The 18,261-nt window shown below is 70.6% G+C and carries 16 protein-coding genes; 8 read left to right on the plus strand and 8 right to left on the minus strand.

Annotated features, from left to right (window positions below; all coding sequences use genetic code 11):
- Window positions 1-39: 39 nt before the first annotated feature.
- Both ABD705_RS09250 and ABD705_RS09255 read left to right on the plus strand, forming a co-directional pair.
- Window positions 40-1,359: a carbohydrate ABC transporter permease gene (locus tag ABD705_RS09250; protein WP_344782803.1), complete on the plus strand. Its 1,320-nt coding sequence runs from the start codon at window positions 40-42 to the stop codon at window positions 1,357-1,359.
- Window positions 1,359-2,339, plus strand: coding sequence for a carbohydrate ABC transporter permease (locus ABD705_RS09255; protein ID WP_344782804.1), 981 nt, complete (start codon window positions 1,359-1,361; stop codon window positions 2,337-2,339). Before ABD705_RS09250 ends, ABD705_RS09255 begins: the two co-directional genes overlap by 1 nt.
- Here the strand turns inward: ABD705_RS09255 and ABD705_RS09260 are convergent.
- Window positions 2,336-2,836, minus strand: coding sequence for a nitroreductase family deazaflavin-dependent oxidoreductase (locus tag ABD705_RS09260; RefSeq protein WP_344782805.1), 501 nt, complete (start codon window positions 2,834-2,836; stop codon window positions 2,336-2,338). The two genes, ABD705_RS09255 and ABD705_RS09260, sit on opposite strands and share 4 nt — an antisense overlap.
- Window positions 2,837-2,883: 47 nt before the next feature.
- On the opposite strand from ABD705_RS09260, the gene ABD705_RS09265 reads away from it, so the two are divergent.
- Window positions 2,884-4,776 carry a helicase HerA-like domain-containing protein gene (locus ABD705_RS09265; protein ID WP_344782806.1) on the plus strand — a complete coding sequence of 631 codons (1,893 nt, stop codon included), beginning with the start codon at window positions 2,884-2,886 and terminating at the stop codon, window positions 4,774-4,776.
- A gap of 180 nt (window positions 4,777-4,956) precedes the next feature.
- The gene (locus ABD705_RS09270) at window positions 4,957-5,436 is read left to right on the plus strand and encodes a MogA/MoaB family molybdenum cofactor biosynthesis protein (protein WP_344782808.1); all 480 of its coding nucleotides are present in this window, start codon (window positions 4,957-4,959) and stop codon (window positions 5,434-5,436) included.
- Window positions 5,437-5,473: 37 nt separating this feature from the next.
- On the opposite strand, the gene mobA is transcribed toward ABD705_RS09270, so the two are convergent.
- The 3 genes from mobA to ABD705_RS09285 are packed head-to-tail and all read right to left on the minus strand — an operon-like array spanning window position 5,474 to window position 7,817.
- Window positions 5,474-6,142, minus strand: coding sequence for a molybdenum cofactor guanylyltransferase (gene mobA / locus ABD705_RS09275; RefSeq protein WP_344782810.1), 669 nt, complete (start codon window positions 6,140-6,142; stop codon window positions 5,474-5,476).
- Window positions 6,139-6,624 carry a cyclic pyranopterin monophosphate synthase MoaC gene (moaC, locus tag ABD705_RS09280; protein WP_344782812.1) on the minus strand — a complete coding sequence of 162 codons (486 nt, stop codon included), beginning with the start codon at window positions 6,622-6,624 and terminating at the stop codon, window positions 6,139-6,141. The genes mobA and moaC overlap by 4 nt, the downstream gene beginning before the upstream one ends.
- A complete protein-coding gene (locus tag ABD705_RS09285) occupies window positions 6,621-7,817 on the minus strand; it encodes a molybdopterin molybdotransferase MoeA (RefSeq protein WP_425562064.1) in 1,197 nt (398 codons plus the stop codon). The genes moaC and ABD705_RS09285 overlap by 4 nt, the downstream gene beginning before the upstream one ends.
- Before the next feature lie 371 nt (window positions 7,818-8,188).
- Between ABD705_RS09285 and ABD705_RS09290 the strand changes: the two genes are divergently transcribed.
- The 4 genes from ABD705_RS09290 to ABD705_RS09305 are packed head-to-tail and all read left to right on the plus strand — an operon-like array spanning window position 8,189 to window position 11,319.
- A complete protein-coding gene (locus ABD705_RS09290; protein WP_344782816.1) occupies window positions 8,189-8,584 on the plus strand; it encodes a TOBE domain-containing protein in 396 nt (131 codons plus the stop codon).
- 31 nt (window positions 8,585-8,615) lie between these two features.
- A complete protein-coding gene (modA, locus tag ABD705_RS09295; RefSeq protein WP_344782818.1) occupies window positions 8,616-9,419 on the plus strand; it encodes a molybdate ABC transporter substrate-binding protein in 804 nt (267 codons plus the stop codon).
- Complete coding sequence (locus ABD705_RS09300; protein WP_344782820.1) at window positions 9,416-10,225, plus strand: ABC transporter permease; 810 nt, start codon at window positions 9,416-9,418, stop codon at window positions 10,223-10,225. Before modA ends, ABD705_RS09300 begins: the two co-directional genes overlap by 4 nt.
- Window positions 10,222-11,319 (plus strand): sulfate/molybdate ABC transporter ATP-binding protein, encoded by a 1,098-nt coding sequence (locus tag ABD705_RS09305; RefSeq protein WP_344782822.1) that lies wholly within the window; start codon window positions 10,222-10,224, stop codon window positions 11,317-11,319. Before ABD705_RS09300 ends, ABD705_RS09305 begins: the two co-directional genes overlap by 4 nt.
- Here the strand turns inward: ABD705_RS09305 and narI are convergent, their stop codons facing one another.
- The 4 genes from narI to ABD705_RS09325 are packed head-to-tail and all read right to left on the minus strand — an operon-like array spanning window position 11,320 to window position 18,156.
- Entirely contained in the window at window positions 11,320-12,081 is a 762-nt protein-coding gene (narI, locus tag ABD705_RS09310; RefSeq protein WP_344782824.1) for a respiratory nitrate reductase subunit gamma, read from the minus strand. It abuts the gene before it with no gap.
- Entirely contained in the window at window positions 12,078-12,776 is a 699-nt protein-coding gene (gene narJ / locus ABD705_RS09315; protein WP_344782826.1) for a nitrate reductase molybdenum cofactor assembly chaperone, read from the minus strand. The genes narI and narJ overlap by 4 nt, the downstream gene beginning before the upstream one ends.
- Window positions 12,776-14,419, minus strand: a complete 1,644-nt coding sequence (narH, locus tag ABD705_RS09320) for a nitrate reductase subunit beta (RefSeq protein WP_344782828.1) — start codon at window positions 14,417-14,419, stop codon at window positions 12,776-12,778. The genes narJ and narH overlap by 1 nt, the downstream gene beginning before the upstream one ends.
- A complete protein-coding gene (locus ABD705_RS09325) occupies window positions 14,416-18,156 on the minus strand; it encodes a nitrate reductase subunit alpha (RefSeq protein ID WP_344782830.1) in 3,741 nt (1,246 codons plus the stop codon). The genes narH and ABD705_RS09325 overlap by 4 nt, the downstream gene beginning before the upstream one ends.
- Between the last annotated feature and the right edge of the window lie 105 nt (window positions 18,157-18,261).

Raw genomic sequence — 18,261 nt, forward strand, 5'->3', positions numbered from 1 at the left:
CATGAGTGGGCGAGCGCACGCCCACGGGAGGGCAGGACAATGGCGACGACCATGACCGACCAGCTCACCGATCCGCGGCGAAAGCCCGGAGCGTCCCGACGGGTCACCGGCATCATCCTCGCCGCGGCGGCCGTGCTGGTCGTGGCGCTGTTGCTGTTCCTGCTCACCTCCGGCCCGGACGAGAACGCCAAGCCGACCACCCTCGGGTTCTCGCTGAACAGCTTCTTCGTCTGGGTCGGCCAGCTGCACCCGCTCGTGCAGATCCCGATCGTGGTGGTGCTGTTCGCCATCCTGGTCGCCGTCATCCTGCTGCTGATCGAATACGCCCCGCGCGCCGGCCGCGGCTACAGCGTGCTGCGGATGGCCGCCTGCTTCGTCATCCCGGTGATCGCCTTCATGGTGATGCGCCCGTACCAGAACTCCGTCGTGTACGTGGTCGCGATCGCTCTGCTGGCCGGTGCGATCCTGTTCTTCGCCGACTACCGGTCCCGGCAGGGGACGGGGTACCTCTTCCAGCTGATCATCTTCCTGGCACCGGCGGCGATCCTGCTGCTGACCGGCCTCGTCTACCCGGCGATCTCGACGATCTTCCAGTCGTTCTTCGACAAGACCGGCACCGAGTTCGTCGGACTGGAGAACTACATCTGGACGTTCACCAACGCCTACGGCTTCTGGTCGGTGATCAACACCCTGATCTGGGCGCTGATCGCCCCGATCGCCGCGACCGGCATCGGCCTGATCTATGCCGCCTTCGTCGACCGTGCCCGCGGTGAGAAGTTCCTCAAGCTCTGGGTGTTCATGCCGGTCGCGATCTCGTTCGTGGGCGCCGGCATCATCTGGAAGTTCGTCTACGACTACCGGCAGGGTCAGCAGGTCGGCATCCTCAACGCGATCCTCGGCTGGTTCGGCGCCGAGCCGGTCGGCTGGCTGGATGCGCAGCCGCTGGTGAACACCATCTGCCTGCTGGTGGTGTTCATCTGGAGCCAGACCGGGTTCGCGATGGTGATTCTGTCGGCCTCGATCAAGGCGGTGCCGGCCGACCAGCACGAAGCCGCGCAGCTGGACGGCGCCAGCGCCCTGCAGCGGTTCTTCAACGTCACGATCCCCGGCATCCGCACGTCGCTGGTCGTGGTGCTGACGACGATCACGATCGCGGCGCTGAAGGTGTATGACATCGTCGCGGTGATGACCGGCGGCCGCTCCAACAGCTCGGTGCTGGGCTTCGAGATGGTCAATCAGCAGCAGCGGTTCCAGAGCTACGGGCACTCGTCGGCGCTGGCCGTGGTGCTGTTCCTGTTCGTGATGCCGCTGATCGTCTACAACGTGATTCAGATGCGCAAGCAGAAGGAGATCCGCTGATGGCCACCGTCGAGCTCGATCCTCCCGTCAGCACGCGGGCCGCACGCACTCTGGGCCAGCAGAGCCGCCAGACCCGCAAGGACGAGAAGGATGCGCAGAAGCGGCTCACCTCCCGGGGCGCGACCCTGGCCGCGGCCATCATCGCGGTCATCTGGACGATCCCCACCTTCGGGCTGTTCGTCACCTCGTTCCGGCCCGGTGCCGACTCGAACTCGACTGGGTGGTGGACGGTCTTCACCAACCCCGGTTTCACGCTGTCGAACTACTTCGATGCGCTGACGGCCGGCGGCACCTCGCTGACCCTGGGTGCGTCGTTCATCAACTCGCTGGCCATAGCGATCCCCGCCACCGTGATCCCTATCTCGATCGCGGCGCTGGCCGCCTATGCGTTCGCGTGGATCCCGTTCAAGGGCCGCAGCATCCTGTTCGTCGGCGTGTTCGCCCTACAGATCGTGCCGATCCAGATGGCGCTGGTGCCGCTGCTGAGCCTGTTCTCGCGCGGGCTCACGGTCGCCGGGGTCGGGATCTTCCCCGGCTTCACGCTGCGCGAGGTCGACCACAGCTTCGCGACCGTGTGGATCGCGCACGCGATCTTCGCGATGCCGCTGGCCATCTTCCTGCTGCACAACTTCATCTCGGAGATCCCCGGCGAGCTGATCGAGGCGGCTCGAGTGGACGGCGCCGGGCACGGCCAGATCTTCTTCCGGATGATCGTGCCGCTGGCGATGCCGGCGATCGCCTCGTTCGCGATCTTCCAGTTCCTGTGGGTGTGGAACGACCTGCTGGTGGCGACGATCTTCGCCCCCAGCTCGTCGCTGCCGCTGACCCAGACGCTGAACTCGCTCTCGGGCACCTGGGGCAACCAGTGGTACCTGCAGTCGGCGGGCACGTTCATTTCGATCATCGTGCCCCTGGTGGTCTTCTTCGCCCTGCAGCGATTCTTCGTGCGGGGTCTGATGGCCGGCGCCACGAAGGGCTAGCGGCGGCCGAGCTCGCGCACCGGACGCAGCCGGAACAGCCGCACGGTGCGGCCGGACTCGCGCTCGTAGGAGCGGTAGTTCGGCCACTGCACCTCGATGCGCGCCCAGGCGGCTTCGCGGTCTTCGCCGCGCACGCGGGTGGCGCGGACGGCCAGGATGCGGCCGCGGACGGTGATCTCGGCATCCGGATGGGCGATCAGGTTGGCCGTCCAGGCCGGATGCCGCGGCCCGGCGAAGTTCGTTCCGGCGACGATCGCGCATCCGGTGCCGTCGGGGGTGTACATCAGCTGGACGTCACGAGGCTGCCCGGACTTCGCACCGATCGTGTGCAGGGTGAGCGAGGGGACCAGCAGACCGCTGATCGGCATCCGCCCGCCGTTCAGCACCCGGAACGTGCGCTCGAGCGCCGGCATGACGACCCGGCCGATGCGGCGGAACAGCGGCGTCTGGGTCAGCGGCGCGACGAGTCTGCGCACCGTCTGCAGCACCGTCGTCATGCGCCAATTGTGCACCATCGCCGATACGTGCTGACTAGGCTGAGCGCATGACTGCGCCCGAAGATGTCACCGCCGCCGATGCCGAACTCACCCGACTGCGGGCCGCGGCCGCGGCGGCGCAGGCCGCGCTCGCCGCCGCCCAGGCTGATGCCGCGCTGGCGGCAGCGGAGTCGGCCGCAGCGAAGGCGAAGGCCGGTGCGGCCGCGAAGCCGGCGGCAGCCGCGAAGCCGGATGCGGCGGCCGCCGCGCCGGATGCGGCGGCCGCTGCCGCCGACGCCTCGGCCGCCGACGCCGACGCCCCGGCCGCGGCATCCGGCCCCCTGGACGCCGAAGCGGTGCAGGCGATCGTCGACGGATACGCGTTCACCGAGGCGGCGCTGGAGCTGGGCGCGCTGGTGAACACCGCCCCGATGCCGTCCGCGCAGATCCGCATCCCGCTGGCGATGCTGGGCCGCCACGGCCTGGTCGCCGGCGCCACCGGCACCGGCAAGACGCGCACCCTGCAGGGGCTAGCCGAGCAGCTGGCGGCGAACGGCGTGCCGGTGTTCGCCGCCGATATCAAGGGCGACCTGTCCGGCATCGCCACACCGGGCGAACCCAGCGACAAGCTCCTCGCGCGCACCAAGGCCATCGGTCAGGACTGGAAGCCGGCGGCATCGCCCACCGAGTACTTCGCGCTCGGCGGCATCGGCAAGGGCATCCCAGTGCGTGCGACCGTGACCGGATTCGGCCCCCTGCTGCTGAGCAAGGTGCTCGGCTTGAATCAGACCCAGGAATCCAGTCTGGGCCTGGTCTTCCACTACGCCGACGAGCAGGGGCTGGCCCTGGTCGACCTGTCCGACCTGCGCGCCGTGCTCACCTACCTGACGGGAGACGACGGCAAGGCCGAGCTGAAGGGCATCGGCGGGCTGTCGGCGGCGACGGCCGGGGTGATCCTGCGTGAGCTGATCACGTTCGCCGACGCGGGCGCGGACGTCTTCTTCGGCGAGCCCGAATTCGACGTCCAGGACTTCCTGCGCACGGCCGCCGATGGGCGCGGCATCATCAGCCTGCTCGAGGTGCCCGGGGTCGTCGACAAGCCGACGTTGTTCTCGACCTTTCTGATGTACCTGCTGGCCGAGCTGTACGAGATGCTGCCCGAGGTGGGCGATGCCGACAAGCCCAAGCTCGTGTTCTTCTTCGACGAGGCGCACCTGCTGTTCAAGGACGCGTCCAAGGACTTCCTCGCCTCGATCACCCAGACCGTGCGGCTGATCCGCTCGAAGGGCGTCGGTGTGTTCTTCGTCACGCAGACCCCGAAGGATGTCCCGTCCGACGTGCTCGGCCAGCTCGGCTCGCGCGTGCAGCACGCACTGCGCGCCTTCACTCCCGACGACGCGAAGGCGCTGCGCGCCACCGTCGGCACCTATCCGACCTCGGGATACGACCTCGAACGGGTGCTGCAGGAGCTCGGCACCGGCGAGGCCATCGTCACCGTGATGAGCGAGAAAGGCGCCCCGACGCCGGTCGCCTGGACGCGGATGCGCGCCCCGCTCGGGTTGATGTCGCCCACGCCCGACCCGCAGATCGCCGCCGCGATCAAGGCGTCGCCGCTGCTGGCGAAGTACGGCACGGCGATCGACCCGCAGTCCGCGCGCGAGATCCTGACCGCCAAGATGAACGCTGCCGAGCAGGCGCACGCCGCCGAAGAGGCCGCCGCCGCCAAGGCCAAGTCCGACGCGGAGCTGGCCAAGACGCAGGCCGCCAGCGACAAGGCGCAGGCCGCGGCTCAGAAGAAGTCCCAGGCGGAATACGACCGGCTCATGCGCAAGACCTCGTCGACCACACGCACCTCGACCCGGCAGAAGAAGTCGCCACTGGCAGAGATCCTCACCTCGCGCACGACCCAGACGATCTTGAGCGGCGTGATCCGCGGCATCTTCGGCAACGGGCGCCGCTGAGCCGGCGGCGCTTCACCGCCCGCCGTGCGGGCGGGCGGTGCGCGCCCGGCGTCGTGTGCGGCGCCGCACCTGGGCAGAACTCCTCTTGAAACGGCCGTGCGGCCCCGGATCGGCCGTGATCGACCGACATTTGCGTGTTTCGGCGGAGTTGTGCACCCGGCGTGCTCCTAGGCTGGAGTCATGCAGTATTCGGCAGCCGTGATCACCGTGTCCGACCGTTCCAGCCGAGGGGAGCGCGCGGACGCCAGCGGTCCGATCGCGGTCGCCGCGCTGCGCGAAGCAGGGTTCGCGTGCGAAGACCCCATCGTCATCCCGGACGGCGCCGACGGCGTCGAGGCCGCGCTCCGGGCGGCGCTGACCGACGGCATCCGGATCATCGTGACCACCGGCGGCACCGGTCTGGGCCCGCGCGACGAGACCCCGGAAGGCACCGACCGGGTGCTGACCCGCCGCGTGCCCGGCATCGCCGAGGAACTGCGCCGGCGCGCCAGTGCAGCCAAGCCCGCCGGCATGCTGTCCCGCGGTGTCAGCGGCATCGCCGAGGCTGCGCTGATCGTGAACCTGCCCGGCTCGCCGAAGGCGGTCGAAGAGGGGATGCCGGTGGTCCTCTCCGTCACGACGCATGTGCTGGAGCAGCTGCGCGGCGAGGACCACGGATAGACCGCAGCGCTGACCGCTCGGTTGCCCCGCGTGCCGCTCAGGCACCGCCCGTGGTGAAGTGCTCCAGGTCCGCCCATGTGTCGATGTCTTCGGCGCTGCCGGTCGGGTCGGCCAGCGCCGCGATGGCGAGGTCGGCCAGCAGGGCGCGGATCGACGCGTCGCGCCCGCCCTCCGGCAGGGCCGCGGCGGCGGTGCGCAGCACGCGCGTGCGGTAGGCGCCCGTCAGCCACTGCGGCCGGCTGGATGCGTCGGTCAGGCACGCCCCCGCGGTGTCGGAGGGTAGCAGCACAATGTCTCGTACGAGCTGCCGCACGGCCGCATCCACCCGGGGGAGGTCGCATGCCAACAGGAACATCCAGTCCGGGTCGGAGTCCGCGGGCATCGCGTCCAGCGCCGCGACGATCGCGGCGGCCGGACCCGTGAACGGCGGGTCCTCACGCACCCAGCGCACGTCCGCACGGCTCTGGGCGGTGCGTGGAGCGTCCGGGATGCCAGGAGCGTCCGGCCGCTCTGGGACGTCCGACTCGTCTGGACTGGGGCCGACCGCGACGATCGGGGCGGCGCCGATCTCGCGCACGGCGGCCACCGCCCGGTCGATCAGGCTGACCCCGTCCACGACGAGACGGGGCTTGTCGATGCCGCCCATGCGCGAGGCCCGACCGCCCGCCAGCAGGATCGCCCCGAATGTCGCGTGCCGCTCGGTCACGGCTGCGCGGGCTCGTCGGGCCGGTGCCACGAGCCCGACTTGCCCCCGGTCTTCGAGATGATCCGCACGTCGGTGAACGAGGTCCCCTTGTCGAGGCCCTTGACCATGTCGACCACGGCCAGGGCGGCCACCGCCACGGCCGTCAGCGCCTCCATCTCGACGCCGGTGCGATCGGCGGTGCGCACGGTCGCCTCGATCTGCACTCCACCGTCCTCGACCCGCAGGTCCACGGTCGCGCCGTGCACGCCGATCACGTGCGCCAGCGGCAGCAGCTCGGGGGTGCGCTTGGCCGCCTGGATCCCGGCGATGCGCGCCACGGCCAGCACGTCGCCCTTGGGAACGGTCCCGTCCCGCAGCGCCGCGACCACGTGCTCGGCGCAGCGCACGAATCCGCGCGCGGTCGCCGAGCGCACGGTGGGCTGCTTCTCGGTGACATCGACCATGCGAGCGTTGCCCGCGTCATCCAGGTGCGTGAAGCTCATGACACCAGCATGACATCGACCACGTCGCCGACGGTGACGGCAGCGACCTCGGCAGGCACGATCGCGTACGCGTCCGCCCGGCCCAGGCTCGCCGCGAGGTGCGATCCACCGGAGGATGCCGGCCGCACGCCGCCCGTCTCGATCGTCACCGGCAGGTACTGGCGGCGTCCCGGCGGGGTGCGCCAGCCCGTCAGCGCGGGCATCCGGATCCGGCGCCGCGCCGTGTCGGTGCGTCCCTGCATGGCCAGCAGCGCAGGACGCACGAACACCTCGAACGACACCGCGACACTGACCGGGTTGCCGGGCAGGCCGAACAGCAGCGGCGACCCCGCCCCGAAGCCCTGGGGCTTGCCGGGTTGCATCGCGACCTTCTCGAACGTCATCGCCGCGACGTTCTTGACGACCTCGTAGGCCCCGGCGCTGACGCCGCCGGAGGTGATCACGGCGTCGGCGCCGAGAGCGGATGCCTCATCCAGTGCCGCGCGCAGCCCGTCGCCCTCGTCGCCGACCGAGGTGCGCAGCACGACTTCGGCGCCGTTCTCGTGGCAGAGCGCCGCGATCAGGGTGCTGTTGGACTCCGGGATCTGGCCGTAGGTCAGCGGCGATCCGGGCGGGCGCAGCTCGTCGCCGGTCGAGATCACGGCCACCCGAGGCACGCGCGAGACGGTCAGCTCGGCCACTCCCGCCGCCGCTGCCGCCGCAAGCTGCCGCGCGCCGAGCACGACTCCGGCCGGCAGCAGCTCGTCGCCGGCGGTGCAGTCCTCGCCGCGGCGGCGCACGTACGCGCCCGTCCGGGGTGGTGCGACCACGACCTCGGTGTGCGCCAGCGAGTCCGCGATCCCGGCCCGGGTGTCTTCGAACGGGATGACCGTGTCGGCGGCGTGCGGGACCGGCGCTCCGGTCATGATGCGCGCGGCCTGGCCGGGCCGCAGCGCGGGGTCCAGCGCCGTGCCCGCCGGCAGGTCGGCGACCACGACGAGGGCGACCGGATGCTCGGCGGACGCACCCGCCACGTCGGCGAATCGGACCGCGAACCCGTCCATCGCGGAGTTGTCGAACAGCGGCAGGTCCACCGCCGCCCGCAGCGGCTCGCGCAGCGTGCGGCCCAGCGCCGCCTCGAGGGGAACCGGTGCGGCCTCCACGACGCTCACGACGGCGAGGATCCGCTGCAGATGCTGTTCGACGGTGATCATGGCGCAGCCTCCGGTGGTGGGCACGAGGGTCGGGTGCGGGGGTGCGACCGCCGACATCTCCTCAGCGTAGTTCGAACCGCTCGGCTCGGATCCAGCGGCCCCCGAGGGCCGGCGCCCCGGGCTCGTGCCCGCGGCAGCGCCGGCGAGAATGCGCAAACTGTGCGAACTGCCGGCGCAGCGCGCAGTCTGCGCGTTCTCGGCGGGTCAGAACGAGCCGCAGCGAGCCCGACTCGAGCGGAGCCGACCCCGGCTTGAGCGGAGCCAAATCGGCTCGAGCGGAGCCAAATCGGCTCGACCGGAGCCGACGAAGCCTGCGCATGTGCGGAATAATAACAGGGATATAACCGCAGGCGCGGTGATACCATGAGCCCATGGTCGCCAGCTACAAGATCTCGCAGGCCGCGCGCCTGCTCGGCGTGAGCGACGACACGATCCGCCGGGCGGTGGACCAGGGCGCGCTGCCGGTGACCGACGCGAGCCCCGCCGAGATCCCCGGCGACGCCCTCGCGCGCCGCGCCGTCGAACTCGCCCATGTCGCACAGGATCCGACCGACGTGCTCTCCAGCGCGCGCAACCGCTTCACCGGCCTGGTCACCCGCGTCGTCGCCGACGAGGTGATGGCGCAGGTCGACATCCAGGCCGGGCCGCACCGCGTCGTCTCGCTGATGTCGGCGGAGGCCGTGCGCGACCTCGGACTCGAGGTCGGGTCTCTCGCGGTCGCGGTGGTGAAGGCCACGACGGTCATCGTCGAGACCCCGCGCCCCTGAGCCGCTGACCCCCGAGCCGAAAGGGAACCGGATGCGCCGTCTGCTCGCCGTAGCCGCCGCGGCGGCGTCGATCGCCCTGTTGCTGGCGGGGTGCGCGTCGACGACCGCGTCGGCAGAGCCCGGCGCGGGCAAGACCGTCGCGGACGCGCCCGGCAGCACCGCGCTGAGCGGTGACCTGTCGGTGTCGGCCGCGGCATCGCTGAAGGACGCGTTCGACGAGGCCGTCACGCAGTTCACCGCCGCCCACCCGGACGTGCACATCACGGTCAGCTACGACGGCTCCAGCACTCTGGCGACCCAGATCGTCGGCGGTGCGCCGGTGGATGTCTTCGCCTCGGCCGACCAGGCCAACATGGCCAAGGTCACCGATGCAGGCCTCGCGACCGGTGCCGTGGTCTTCGCCCGCAACACCCTCGTGATCGTCGTCCCCAGGGCCAACCCGGGCGACGTGCACACGCTCGCCGACCTGGCCGACCCGACGCTGAAGGTCGTGCTGTGCGCACCCCAAGTGCCGTGCGGCACGGCGTCGCAGCAGCTGCTCGCGAACGCCGGCGTCGCGGTGACGCCGGCCAGCTTGGAGCAGAACGTGACGGCTGTGCTGACCAAGGTGCGCACCGGCGAGGCCGACGCGGGGCTTGTGTACACGACGGATGCGAGGACGACCGACGCGGTCACCGCGATCGACCCGCCCGGCGCGGGCAAGGTCGTCAACTCCTACCCGATCGTCGCGCTCAAGGATGCGCCGCACCCGGCGGCCGCGGCCGCGTTCGTCGACTTCATCACCGGGCCGCAGGGCCAGCAGATCCTCGCGTCGTTCGGGTTTCGGCGGCCGTGAACACGCGCGGATTCGCCCCGCCGGTGCTGCTCGTGCCGGCAGTGATCGGCGTCGCCTTCCTCGTCGTCCCGCTGGCCGCGCTGGTCGGTCGGGTGCAGTGGCCGACGCTGTGGAGCGACATCACCTCGGTCGAGGCGATGGACGCGCTGCGGTTGTCGGTGGCCACAGGCCTGGTCGCCACCGCGCTGTGCCTGCTGTTCGGCGTGCCGCTGGCCATGCTGATCGCCCGGTCCCGGCCCCGCGCCGCCGCGGTGCTGCGCGCCGCCGTGACCGTGCCGCTGGTGCTGCCGCCGATGGTCGGCGGCCTGTCGCTGCTGTTCCTGTTCGGACGCACCGGATGGTGGGGCGGGCTGGGTCTGCAGATTCCGTTCACGACGACCGCCGTCATCCTCGCGCAGACCTTCGTCGCGATGCCGTTCCTGGTGCTGGCCCTGGAAGGCGCGCTGCGCACCTCCGGTGTCGAATACGAGAGCGCGGCGGCGCAGCTGGGCGCCGGGCGGTGGACGATCCTGTGGCGCGTCACGCTGCCGCTGGCCGCGCCCGGGCTGCTGTCGGGCGTCGTGCTGTGCTTCGCCCGCGCGATCGGCGAGTTCGGCGCCACGGCGCTGTTCGCCGGCAACGCCCCGGGCGTCACACAGACGATGCCGCTGGCGATCTACACGGCCTTCAACGGCGCCGGGGTCAGCCAGGGCGCGGCCGTCGCGCTGTCGCTGCTGCTGCTGATCACCGCCGTCGCCGTGCTGCTGCTGGTGCGCGCCTGGCGCCCGGCCGGTCAGGGCCCGCGCGCCGTCGAGGGGGTGCGGTGATATCCGCCGGGCTCGACGCGCGCATCCTGGTGGACCGCGGCGGCTACACGCTGTCGGCCGACCTGCAGGTGGCGCCCGGTGAGGTCGTCGCCGTGATGGGCCCGTCCGGGGCCGGCAAGTCGACGCTGTTCGGCGCGATCACCGGGATGGTGCCGCTGCGCGGCGGTCACGTGCGCCTGGATGAGCAGGTGCTGGATGCCCCGGCCGGTCCGCATGTGCCGCCGAACCGGCGCGGCATCGTGCTGCTCGGGCAGGAGCCGCGGCTGTTCCCGCACCTCACCGCCCGCGAGAACGTCGCGTTCGGCCTGCGGGCCCGCCGCATGCCGCGGCAGCAGTCCCGGGTCGACGCCGATCGGTGGCTGCAGCGCGTGGGCCTTGCGGGACTCGGCCGGCGCCGGCCCGCGCAGCTGTCCGGCGGGCAGCAGCAGCGGGTCGCGCTGGCTCGGGCACTCGCGATCGGCCCGCGGGTGCTGCTGCTGGACGAACCGCTGACCTCGCTCGATCCCGACACGGCCGGCGAGATCCGCACCCTGCTGCGCGAGCAGCTGGACGAGACCGGCACCACGACCCTGATCGCCACCCACGACGCGGTGGACGCCGTCTCACTGGCCGAGCGCCTGGTGATCGTCGAGCAGGGCCGCGTAACGCAGGAAGGGCCCGTGCGCGAAGTGCTCCGGTTGCCGCAGACCGGTTTCGCCGCGGCGATCGCAGGCATCCAGCGGCTGCCCGGCACCGCCGAGGCCGGCCTCTGGCGCGCCGACGGCGCCGCCGTGCACCTGGCCTCGCACGATGCCGCGTCGCTGCGGGCGGCGCAGGTTGCCGGTGCCCCACTGGTGGCGCTGGTGCACGCGGCCGACGTGCGCCTGAGGCCCGCCGCGGCACTGGCACCGGCATCCGAGCCCGGGCGCTGGACGGCGCGGGTCACCCGGCTCGAGCAGACCCTGACCGGCGTGCGCGTGCACACCGGTGCCCCCGAGGTGGCCGCCGACGTGTCGGTGGACGCGGTGGCAGCCGCAGGGCTGGCGCCGGGCCGGATCGTGGCGCTGCAGGTGGATCCGGCCGAGGTGCGCTTCACACCGGCCGGGCGGGCGTGATCAGGGCCGGCGCAGCCGCTGCGGGTCGGGAGCGCTGACCGGGTCCCAGCCGCGCCGGGTGGGCCGCGCGCCGCTGCGGTGCTCGTCGCGCGAGCGATACACGATGTAGGGGCGGAACAGGTACTGCACCGGCGCCGAGAAGACGTGCACGAGCCGCGTGAACGGCCACAGGATGAACAGGGCCGTCGCCGTCAGCGCATGTATCTGGAACATCAACGGCGCGCTCGCCATCAGGTCCGGCTGCGGCTGGAACAGGATGATGCTGCGCACCCACGGACTGATCGTCTCGCGATAGTTGTACCCGGGCCCGAACAGCTGGTGCATGAACGTGGCCAGGGTGCCGAACACGAGCGTCGCACCCAGGAACACGTACATCACCTTGTCCATGGTCGTGGTGGCCAGGAACACCGGTCCGACGGTGCGCCGACGATAGATCAGGATCGTCAGCCCCACCAGGGTGAGCACGGCCGCCGCCGTGCCGAGCGCAGTCGCGCCGATATGGTACAGGTGCTCGGTGATGCCGATCGCGTACAGCCATTCGCGGGGGATGAGCAGGCCCACCAGGTGGCCGACGAGCACGAACAGGATGCCGAAGTGGAACATCGGCGATCCCCACCGCAGCAGGCCGTTCTCATACGTCTGGCTGGAGCGGGTGGTCCAGCCGAACTTGTCGTAGCGGTAGCGCCAGATGTGCCCGACGATGAACACGGCGATGGCGATGTACGGGAATGCCACCCACAGCAGCATGTCCAGGGCGTTCATGCGTCCTCCCTCATACGATACGGGGGCAGGTTGCCCAGAAAGCTCAGCCCCACGGTCTCGGTGGGCGGGCCCTCACTGACCAGATCGAGGTACCGCTCGCGGGTGGCCTCGTCGATCGGCGGCAGCGACAGCGTGACGGTGCGCACCACGGCGGCCCACTCGCTGGACATGCCCTCCAGGGCGGCGCGCAGCACCTCGATGCCCTCGCGGTGGCTGGCCAGCAGCGCCCCGGCGATCTCGGAATCGCTCAGCGCCGCGAACTCCAGCACCGCCGGCAGGTAGTCCGGCAGTTCGGCGGCGGCGAACTCGTACCCGGCCGCCCGGTAGGCCTCCAGGATCGTCACGAGCGCCGTGCCGCGCTTGCGGGTGTCGCCGGTGGCGAAGTAAGTCAGATACAGGCTGCACTTGCGCTTCAGGTCGAAGGTGACCACGTACCGGCGCTCCCACTCGTGCGGCTGCGCCGCGAGGGCGGCATCCATGAACCCCACGAGCGGATCGCGCAGCGCCTCCGGCAGCGGTGCGACCAGCTCGCGCACCGTCGGCAGCCGGGCGAACCACTCGGCGTCGGGGTAGTCCAGCAGCACCGACGCGGCCATCTGCACGCGGCGCCGCTGCGCGCCGTCCAGCCGCAGCGCGGCCAGGGCGGGCGGCAGCTTGCGCCGCGGCGTGACCCGCAGCCGGGGCAGGGCGACCATCACTTCTCCTTCGATGCTTCGGGCGGAAACAGGCCGTCCGGCGACCCGTTGCCGTCCCAGTTCAGCAGGTTCACCCGGCCGGGGGCGGGCACCTTGTCGGCGGTCTGCCGGTTGGCCAGCGCGTGGAAGTTCTCCACCGCCACCGGCACCGGGTGACCGCTGGAGGTGCCGAACTTGCCCGGTCCGCCCATACCGGGGCCGCCGTCGTAGTCCAGCGAGCACGCCAGCTCCTCCAGCTCGCGCGCCTGCTCGGCGTGCGCGGCCGGGATCACGTATCGGTCGTTGTACTTGGCGATCGCCAGCAGCCGGTACATCTCCTCGATCTCGGTGCCGGTCATGCCCACCGCCGCGGCGATCGACTCGTCGCGCTCGTCGCCCAGGTTCACGCCCCGCATGTACGAGCGCATCGCGGCCATCTTGCGCAGCGACAGATCCACCGGAGCGGGGTCGCCGGCGGTGAACAGCTCCGCCAGGTACGAGATCGGGATGCGCAGCTTGTCGATCGCGGCGAACAGGGTCCGCGCGTCTTCGCCGTCGTTGCCCGATCCGCTGACCACGTCCACGACCGGCGACAGCGGCGGCACGTACCAGACCATCGGCAGCGTGCGATACTCCGGGTGCAGCGGCAGGGCCACCTGGTAATCCTTGATCAGCCGGTAGATCGGACTGTTCTGCGCGGCCTCGATCCAGTCCTGGGGGATGCCGTCGCGGCGCGCCGCTTCGACCACCTCGGGATCGTTCGGGTCCAGGATGATGCTGCGCTGCGCGTCCAGCAGGTCGTGCTCGTCCTCGACGGAGGCGGCCTCGGCGACCCGGTCGACGTCGTACAGCACCAGGCCGAGGTAGCGCAGCCGGCCGACGCAGGTCTCCGAGCAGACGGTGGGCAGGCCCACCTCGATGCGCGGGTAGCACATCGTGCACTTCTCGGCCTTGCCGGTCTTGTGGTTGAAGTAGACCTTCTTGTACGGGCATCCGGACACGCACATCCGCCAGCCGCGGCACTTGTCCTGGTCGACCAGCACGATGCCGTCCTCGGCGCGCTTGTAGATCGCGCCGGAGGGGCAGGATGCCGCGCACGACGGGTTCAGGCAGTGTTCGCAGATCCGCGGCAGATAGAACATGAACGCCTGCTCGAAGTCGGCGTGCACCTGCTCGCTCATCTTCTTCAGGATCGGGTCGTCGGCCATCGTCTCGGCCGAACCCCCCAGATCGTCGTCCCAGTTCGCCGACCACGAGATCTTCATGTCCTTGCCGGTGAGCAGGCTCTTGGGCCGCGCCACCGGGGTGTGCTCGCCCTTGGGTGAGTTCAGCAGCATGTCGTAGTCGTACGTCCACGGCTCGTAGTAGTCGTGGATGGACGGCAGGTTCGGGTTCGAGAAGATGTGCGCGAGCTTGGCCAGCCGCCCGCCGCTGCGCAGCTTGAGCCGGCCGCGCTTGGTGCGCACCCAGCCGCCGCCCCAGCGCTCCTGATCCTCGTAGCCGCGCGGATAGCCGACGCCGGGCCGGGTCTCGACATTGTTGAACCACACGTACTCGACGCCGGTCCGGTTCGTCCACGCCTGCTTGCACGTGACCGAGCACGTGTGGCATCCGATGCACTTGTCGAGGTTCATCACCATCGACATCTGCGCCATGACCTTCATCGGTACTGCACCTCCTGGCTGCGACGACGGATCGTCGTGACTTCATCCCGCTGATTGCCGGTCGGCCCGAGATAGTTGAACGCCCACGTCAGCTGCGCATAGCCGCCGATCAGGTGACTGGGCTTGAGCAGGATGCGGGTCAGCGAATTGTGGATGCCGCCGCGCTTGCCGCTGGTCTCGGCCAGCGGCACGTCGATCGTGCGATCCTTCGCGTGGTACATGTACACGGTGCCCTCCGGCATCCGGTGCGACACGATCGCGCGGGCCACCACGACGCCGTTGCGGTTGTAGGCCTCGATCCACTCGTTGTCGCGCACGCCGATCTTGCCGGCATCCTCCAGGCTCATCCAGATCGTGGGGCCGCCGCGGCTGAGCGAGAGCATGAACAGGTTGTCCTGGTACTCGGAGTGGATCGACCACTTCGAATGCGGCGTCAGGTACCGCACCGACACCTCGGTCTGGCCGTCTGCACCCGGCCCGGCGATGCGCGTGCGCTCGCCGAGCTGGGCATCGCCGAACAGCCGGTGCATGTCCAGCGGCGGGCGGTAGATCGGCATGTTCTCGCCGAGCTCTTCCATCCAGTCGTGGTCGAGGAAGAAGTGCTGGCGCCCGGTGAGCGTGTGCCAGGGCTTGAGCTGCTCGACGTTGACCGCGAACGCGGTGTAGCGGCGCCCGCCGTGCTCGGATCCGGACCACTCCGGCGAGGTGATGACGCTGCGCGGCTGCACCTGCACGTCGGCGAAGGTGATGTGCGTGCCCTCGTGCTCGGCGGCCAGGAACGCCAGCTTCTGGCCGGTCTGCGCCTCCAGCTGCTGGAAGCCCTGCACCGCCAGACGCCCATTGGTGGTGCCCGACAGCGCCAGGATCATCTCGCAGGCGCGCTTGTCGGTGTCCAGCAGCACGCGCCCAGCCATCGGACCGCCGGCCACCGTGCCGGTCAGCCGCTTGAGCATCTCGACGTCGCGCTCGGGGTGGAAGGTGACGCCCTTCGTGGTCATGCCGAGCTTCTCGGTCAGCGGGCCCAGCGAGCCCCACTGCGCGGCCAGGGCGGGATAGTCCCGCTCGACGACGACGAGCCGCGGCATCGTCACGCCCGGCACCAGCGGCAGATCCTGCACGCGGCCGTGCGGGGTCGCCATCGCATCGGGCGTGTCGTGCTGCAGCGGGGCCGCGACGATGTCGCGCCGCACACCCAGGTGCGTGCGCGCCATCTCGCTGAAGCGCTCGCCGAGCACCTTGAACGTCTCGAAGTCGGTGCGGGTCTGCCAGGGCGGGTCGATGGCCGGACTGAACGAGTGCACGAACGGGTGCATGTCGGTCGAGGACAGATCGTACTTCTCGTACCAGGTCGCCGTCGGCAGCACGATGTCGCTGAACAGCGTCGTGCTGGTCATCCGGAAATCGCTCGTCATCAGCAGATCGAGCTTGCCCAGTGGGGCGTCGTCGCGCCAGCGCACGTCGCGCGGGCGGGAGCCGGCCGGCGTCTCGCCGACCCGCACCGACGAGTCGGTGCCGAGCAGGTGCTTGAGGAAGTACTCGTTGCCCTTGCCCGACGAGCCCAGCACGTTGGCGCGCCACATCAGCATCACGCGCGGGAAGTTCTCCGGAGCATCCGGGTCTTCGCAGGCATAGCGCAGCGAGCCGTCTTGCAGCGAGTCGACGATGTACTGTGCGGGCTCCTTGCCGGCTGCCTCGGCCTCGTCGCACAGATCCAGCGGGTTGCGCGAGAAGGTCGGGTAGCTGGGCATCCAGCCGCGTTTGACCGATTCGACCAGGCAGTCCGCGGTCGTGCGCCCGTCGAACGCGCCGCGCGCCAGCGGCGACGCCAGCTGGTTGGCGGGCAGCCCGTCATAGCGCCACTGGTCGGTGGCCAGGTAGAAGAACGCCGTGCCGATGGCCTGCCGCGGCGGGCGGGTCCAGTCCAGCGCGCCGGCGTACTGGTTGTAGCCGGTCAGCGGCCGCACCTTCTCCTGTCCGACGTAGTGCGCCCAGCCGCCGCCGTTGACCCCCTGGCAGCCGGTCATCATGGTCAGCGCCAGGAACGTGCGGTAGATCGTGTCGGAGTGGAACCAGTGGTTGGTGCCGGCGCCCATCAGGATCATCGAGCGCCCGCCGCTGCGCAGCGCGTTGTCGGCGAACTCGCGGCCGATCCGGGCGGCCTGGGCGGCGGGGACCGAGGTGATCTCCTCCTGCCAGGCGGGCGTGCCCGGGCTGGATGCGTCGTCGTAGCCGGTGGGCCATTGCCCCGGCATCCCCTCGCGGGCCGCGCCGTAGCGGGCCAGCATCAGATCGAACACCGTGGTCACGGTCTTGCCGGCCACGGTGCGCACCGGCACGCCGCGGCTGACGACGTCGCCGCCGCCGGTGTGCTCCTGGCCCGGCTCGGGCGCCACATCGAAGCGCGGCAGCGCGATCTCGGCACTCGCGCCGTCCCAGTCCGGGACATCGGCGATCGACAGCGGCGGCACCACGTCGCCGAGGTCGAGGTTCCAGTTGCCCAGGTCCTCGGGGGTGAACCGGTGCCCGAGCGAGCCGTTCGGCACGACGACCGTGCCGTCGGCATCCAGCAGCACCGGCTTGAACTCGCCGCGCGGCGTGGCCGCCTGTGCGCCCAGATCGCTGGCCGTGACGAACTTGCCCGGCACCAGCCGCCCGTCGTTGTCCTCGAGGGTGACCAGGTAGGGCGCGTCGGTGTACCGGCGCAGGTAGTCCTCGAACTGCGCCGTGCGCTGCCGCACGAAGAACTCGGTGAGGATGACATGCCCCATCGCGATGGCCAGCGCGGCGTCGGTGCCGGGATGCGGGGCGACCCACTCGTCGGCGAACTTGGTGTTGTCGGTGTAGTCCGGCGACACCACGATCACCTTCTGACCGCGATAGCGCGCCTCGGTCATGAAGTGCGCGTCGGGCGTGCGGGTGACCGGCACGTTCGAGCCCCACATCATCAGGTAGCCCGCGTTCCACCAGTCCGCGGACTCGGGCACGTCGGTCTGGTCGCCGAACACCTGGGGGCTGGCCACCGGCAGGTCGGCATACCAGTCGTAGAACGACAGCATCGTGCCGCCGAGCAGGTTCATGTAGCGGGAGCCGGCGCCGTGCGAGACCATCGACATCGCCGGGATCGGCGAGAAGCCGGCCACCCGGTCGGGACCGTACTTCTTCACGGTGTGCACCTGCGCGGCCGCGACGATCTCGACGGCTTCGGCCCAGTTCACGCGCACCAGCCCGCCCTTGCCGCGCACGCTCTTGTAGGAGCGGGATGCCTCGGGGTCCTCGACGATCGAGGCCCAGGCATCCACCGGATCGGGGTGGACCTGTTTGGCTGCACGGTACAGCTCCAGCAGCGTGTCGCGGATGTACGGGTAGCGCACGCGCGTGGGCGAGTAGGTGTACCAGCTGAACGCGGCACCGCGCGGGCAGCCGCGCGGTTCGTACTCGGGGGAGTCCGGCCCCACCGACGGGTAGTCGGTCTGCTGGGTCTCCCAGGTGATGATGCCGTCCTTGACATACACCTTCCACGAGCACGAGCCGGTGCAGTTCACGCCGTGCGTGGAGCGGACCACCTTGTCGTGCGACCAGCGGTCGCGGTAGAACACGTCGCCGGCACGGCCGCCCTCCAGAAACAGCGAGCGCAGGTCGGATGAGGTCTCGCCCGGTCTGACGAACCGGCTCAGCGACAGCAGCGTGTCGGCGAGCGGCCCATCGGTAGCAGGATCGGTATGGATGCGCGGTGTCATCTCAACTCCTCGGGCGTCGCGGTGTCCCCTCAGTATGGGACGGGGCGTGCGGCGGCGCTACCGCCCGCGCCGTGTTTAATACCTCGGATGCGACGGGCGGGCCGG

This window comes from Microbacterium kribbense (genome assembly GCF_039537285.1).
GTDB classification, from domain to species: Bacteria; Actinomycetota; Actinomycetes; order Actinomycetales; family Microbacteriaceae; genus Microbacterium; species Microbacterium kribbense.

Coding starts and splice junctions, on each gene's coding strand:
- modA (WP_344782818.1), top strand. CDS start 8,616: ATGCGCCGTCTGCTCGCCGTAGCCGCCGCGGCGGCGTCGATCGCCCTG.
- ABD705_RS09290 (WP_344782816.1), top strand. CDS start 8,189: ATGGTCGCCAGCTACAAGATCTCGCAGGCCGCGCGCCTGCTCGGCGTG.
- ABD705_RS09250 (WP_344782803.1), top strand. CDS start 40: ATGGCGACGACCATGACCGACCAGCTCACCGATCCGCGGCGAAAGCCC.
- moaC (WP_344782812.1), bottom strand. CDS start 6,624: ATGAGCTTCACGCACCTGGATGACGCGGGCAACGCTCGCATGGTCGAT.
- narJ (WP_344782826.1), bottom strand. CDS start 12,776: ATGGTCGCCCTGCCCCGGCTGCGGGTCACGCCGCGGCGCAAGCTGCCG.
- ABD705_RS09255 (WP_344782804.1), top strand. CDS start 1,359: ATGGCCACCGTCGAGCTCGATCCTCCCGTCAGCACGCGGGCCGCACGC.
- narH (WP_344782828.1), bottom strand. CDS start 14,419: ATGAAGGTCATGGCGCAGATGTCGATGGTGATGAACCTCGACAAGTGC.
- ABD705_RS09270 (WP_344782808.1), top strand. CDS start 4,957: ATGCAGTATTCGGCAGCCGTGATCACCGTGTCCGACCGTTCCAGCCGA.
- narI (WP_344782824.1), bottom strand. CDS start 12,081: ATGAACGCCCTGGACATGCTGCTGTGGGTGGCATTCCCGTACATCGCC.
- ABD705_RS09285 (WP_425562064.1), bottom strand. CDS start 7,817: ATGATCACCGTCGAACAGCATCTGCAGCGGATCCTCGCCGTCGTGAGC.
- ABD705_RS09260 (WP_344782805.1), bottom strand. CDS start 2,836: ATGACGACGGTGCTGCAGACGGTGCGCAGACTCGTCGCGCCGCTGACC.
- ABD705_RS09265 (WP_344782806.1), top strand. CDS start 2,884: ATGACTGCGCCCGAAGATGTCACCGCCGCCGATGCCGAACTCACCCGA.
- ABD705_RS09325 (WP_344782830.1), bottom strand. CDS start 18,156: ATGACACCGCGCATCCATACCGATCCTGCTACCGATGGGCCGCTCGCC.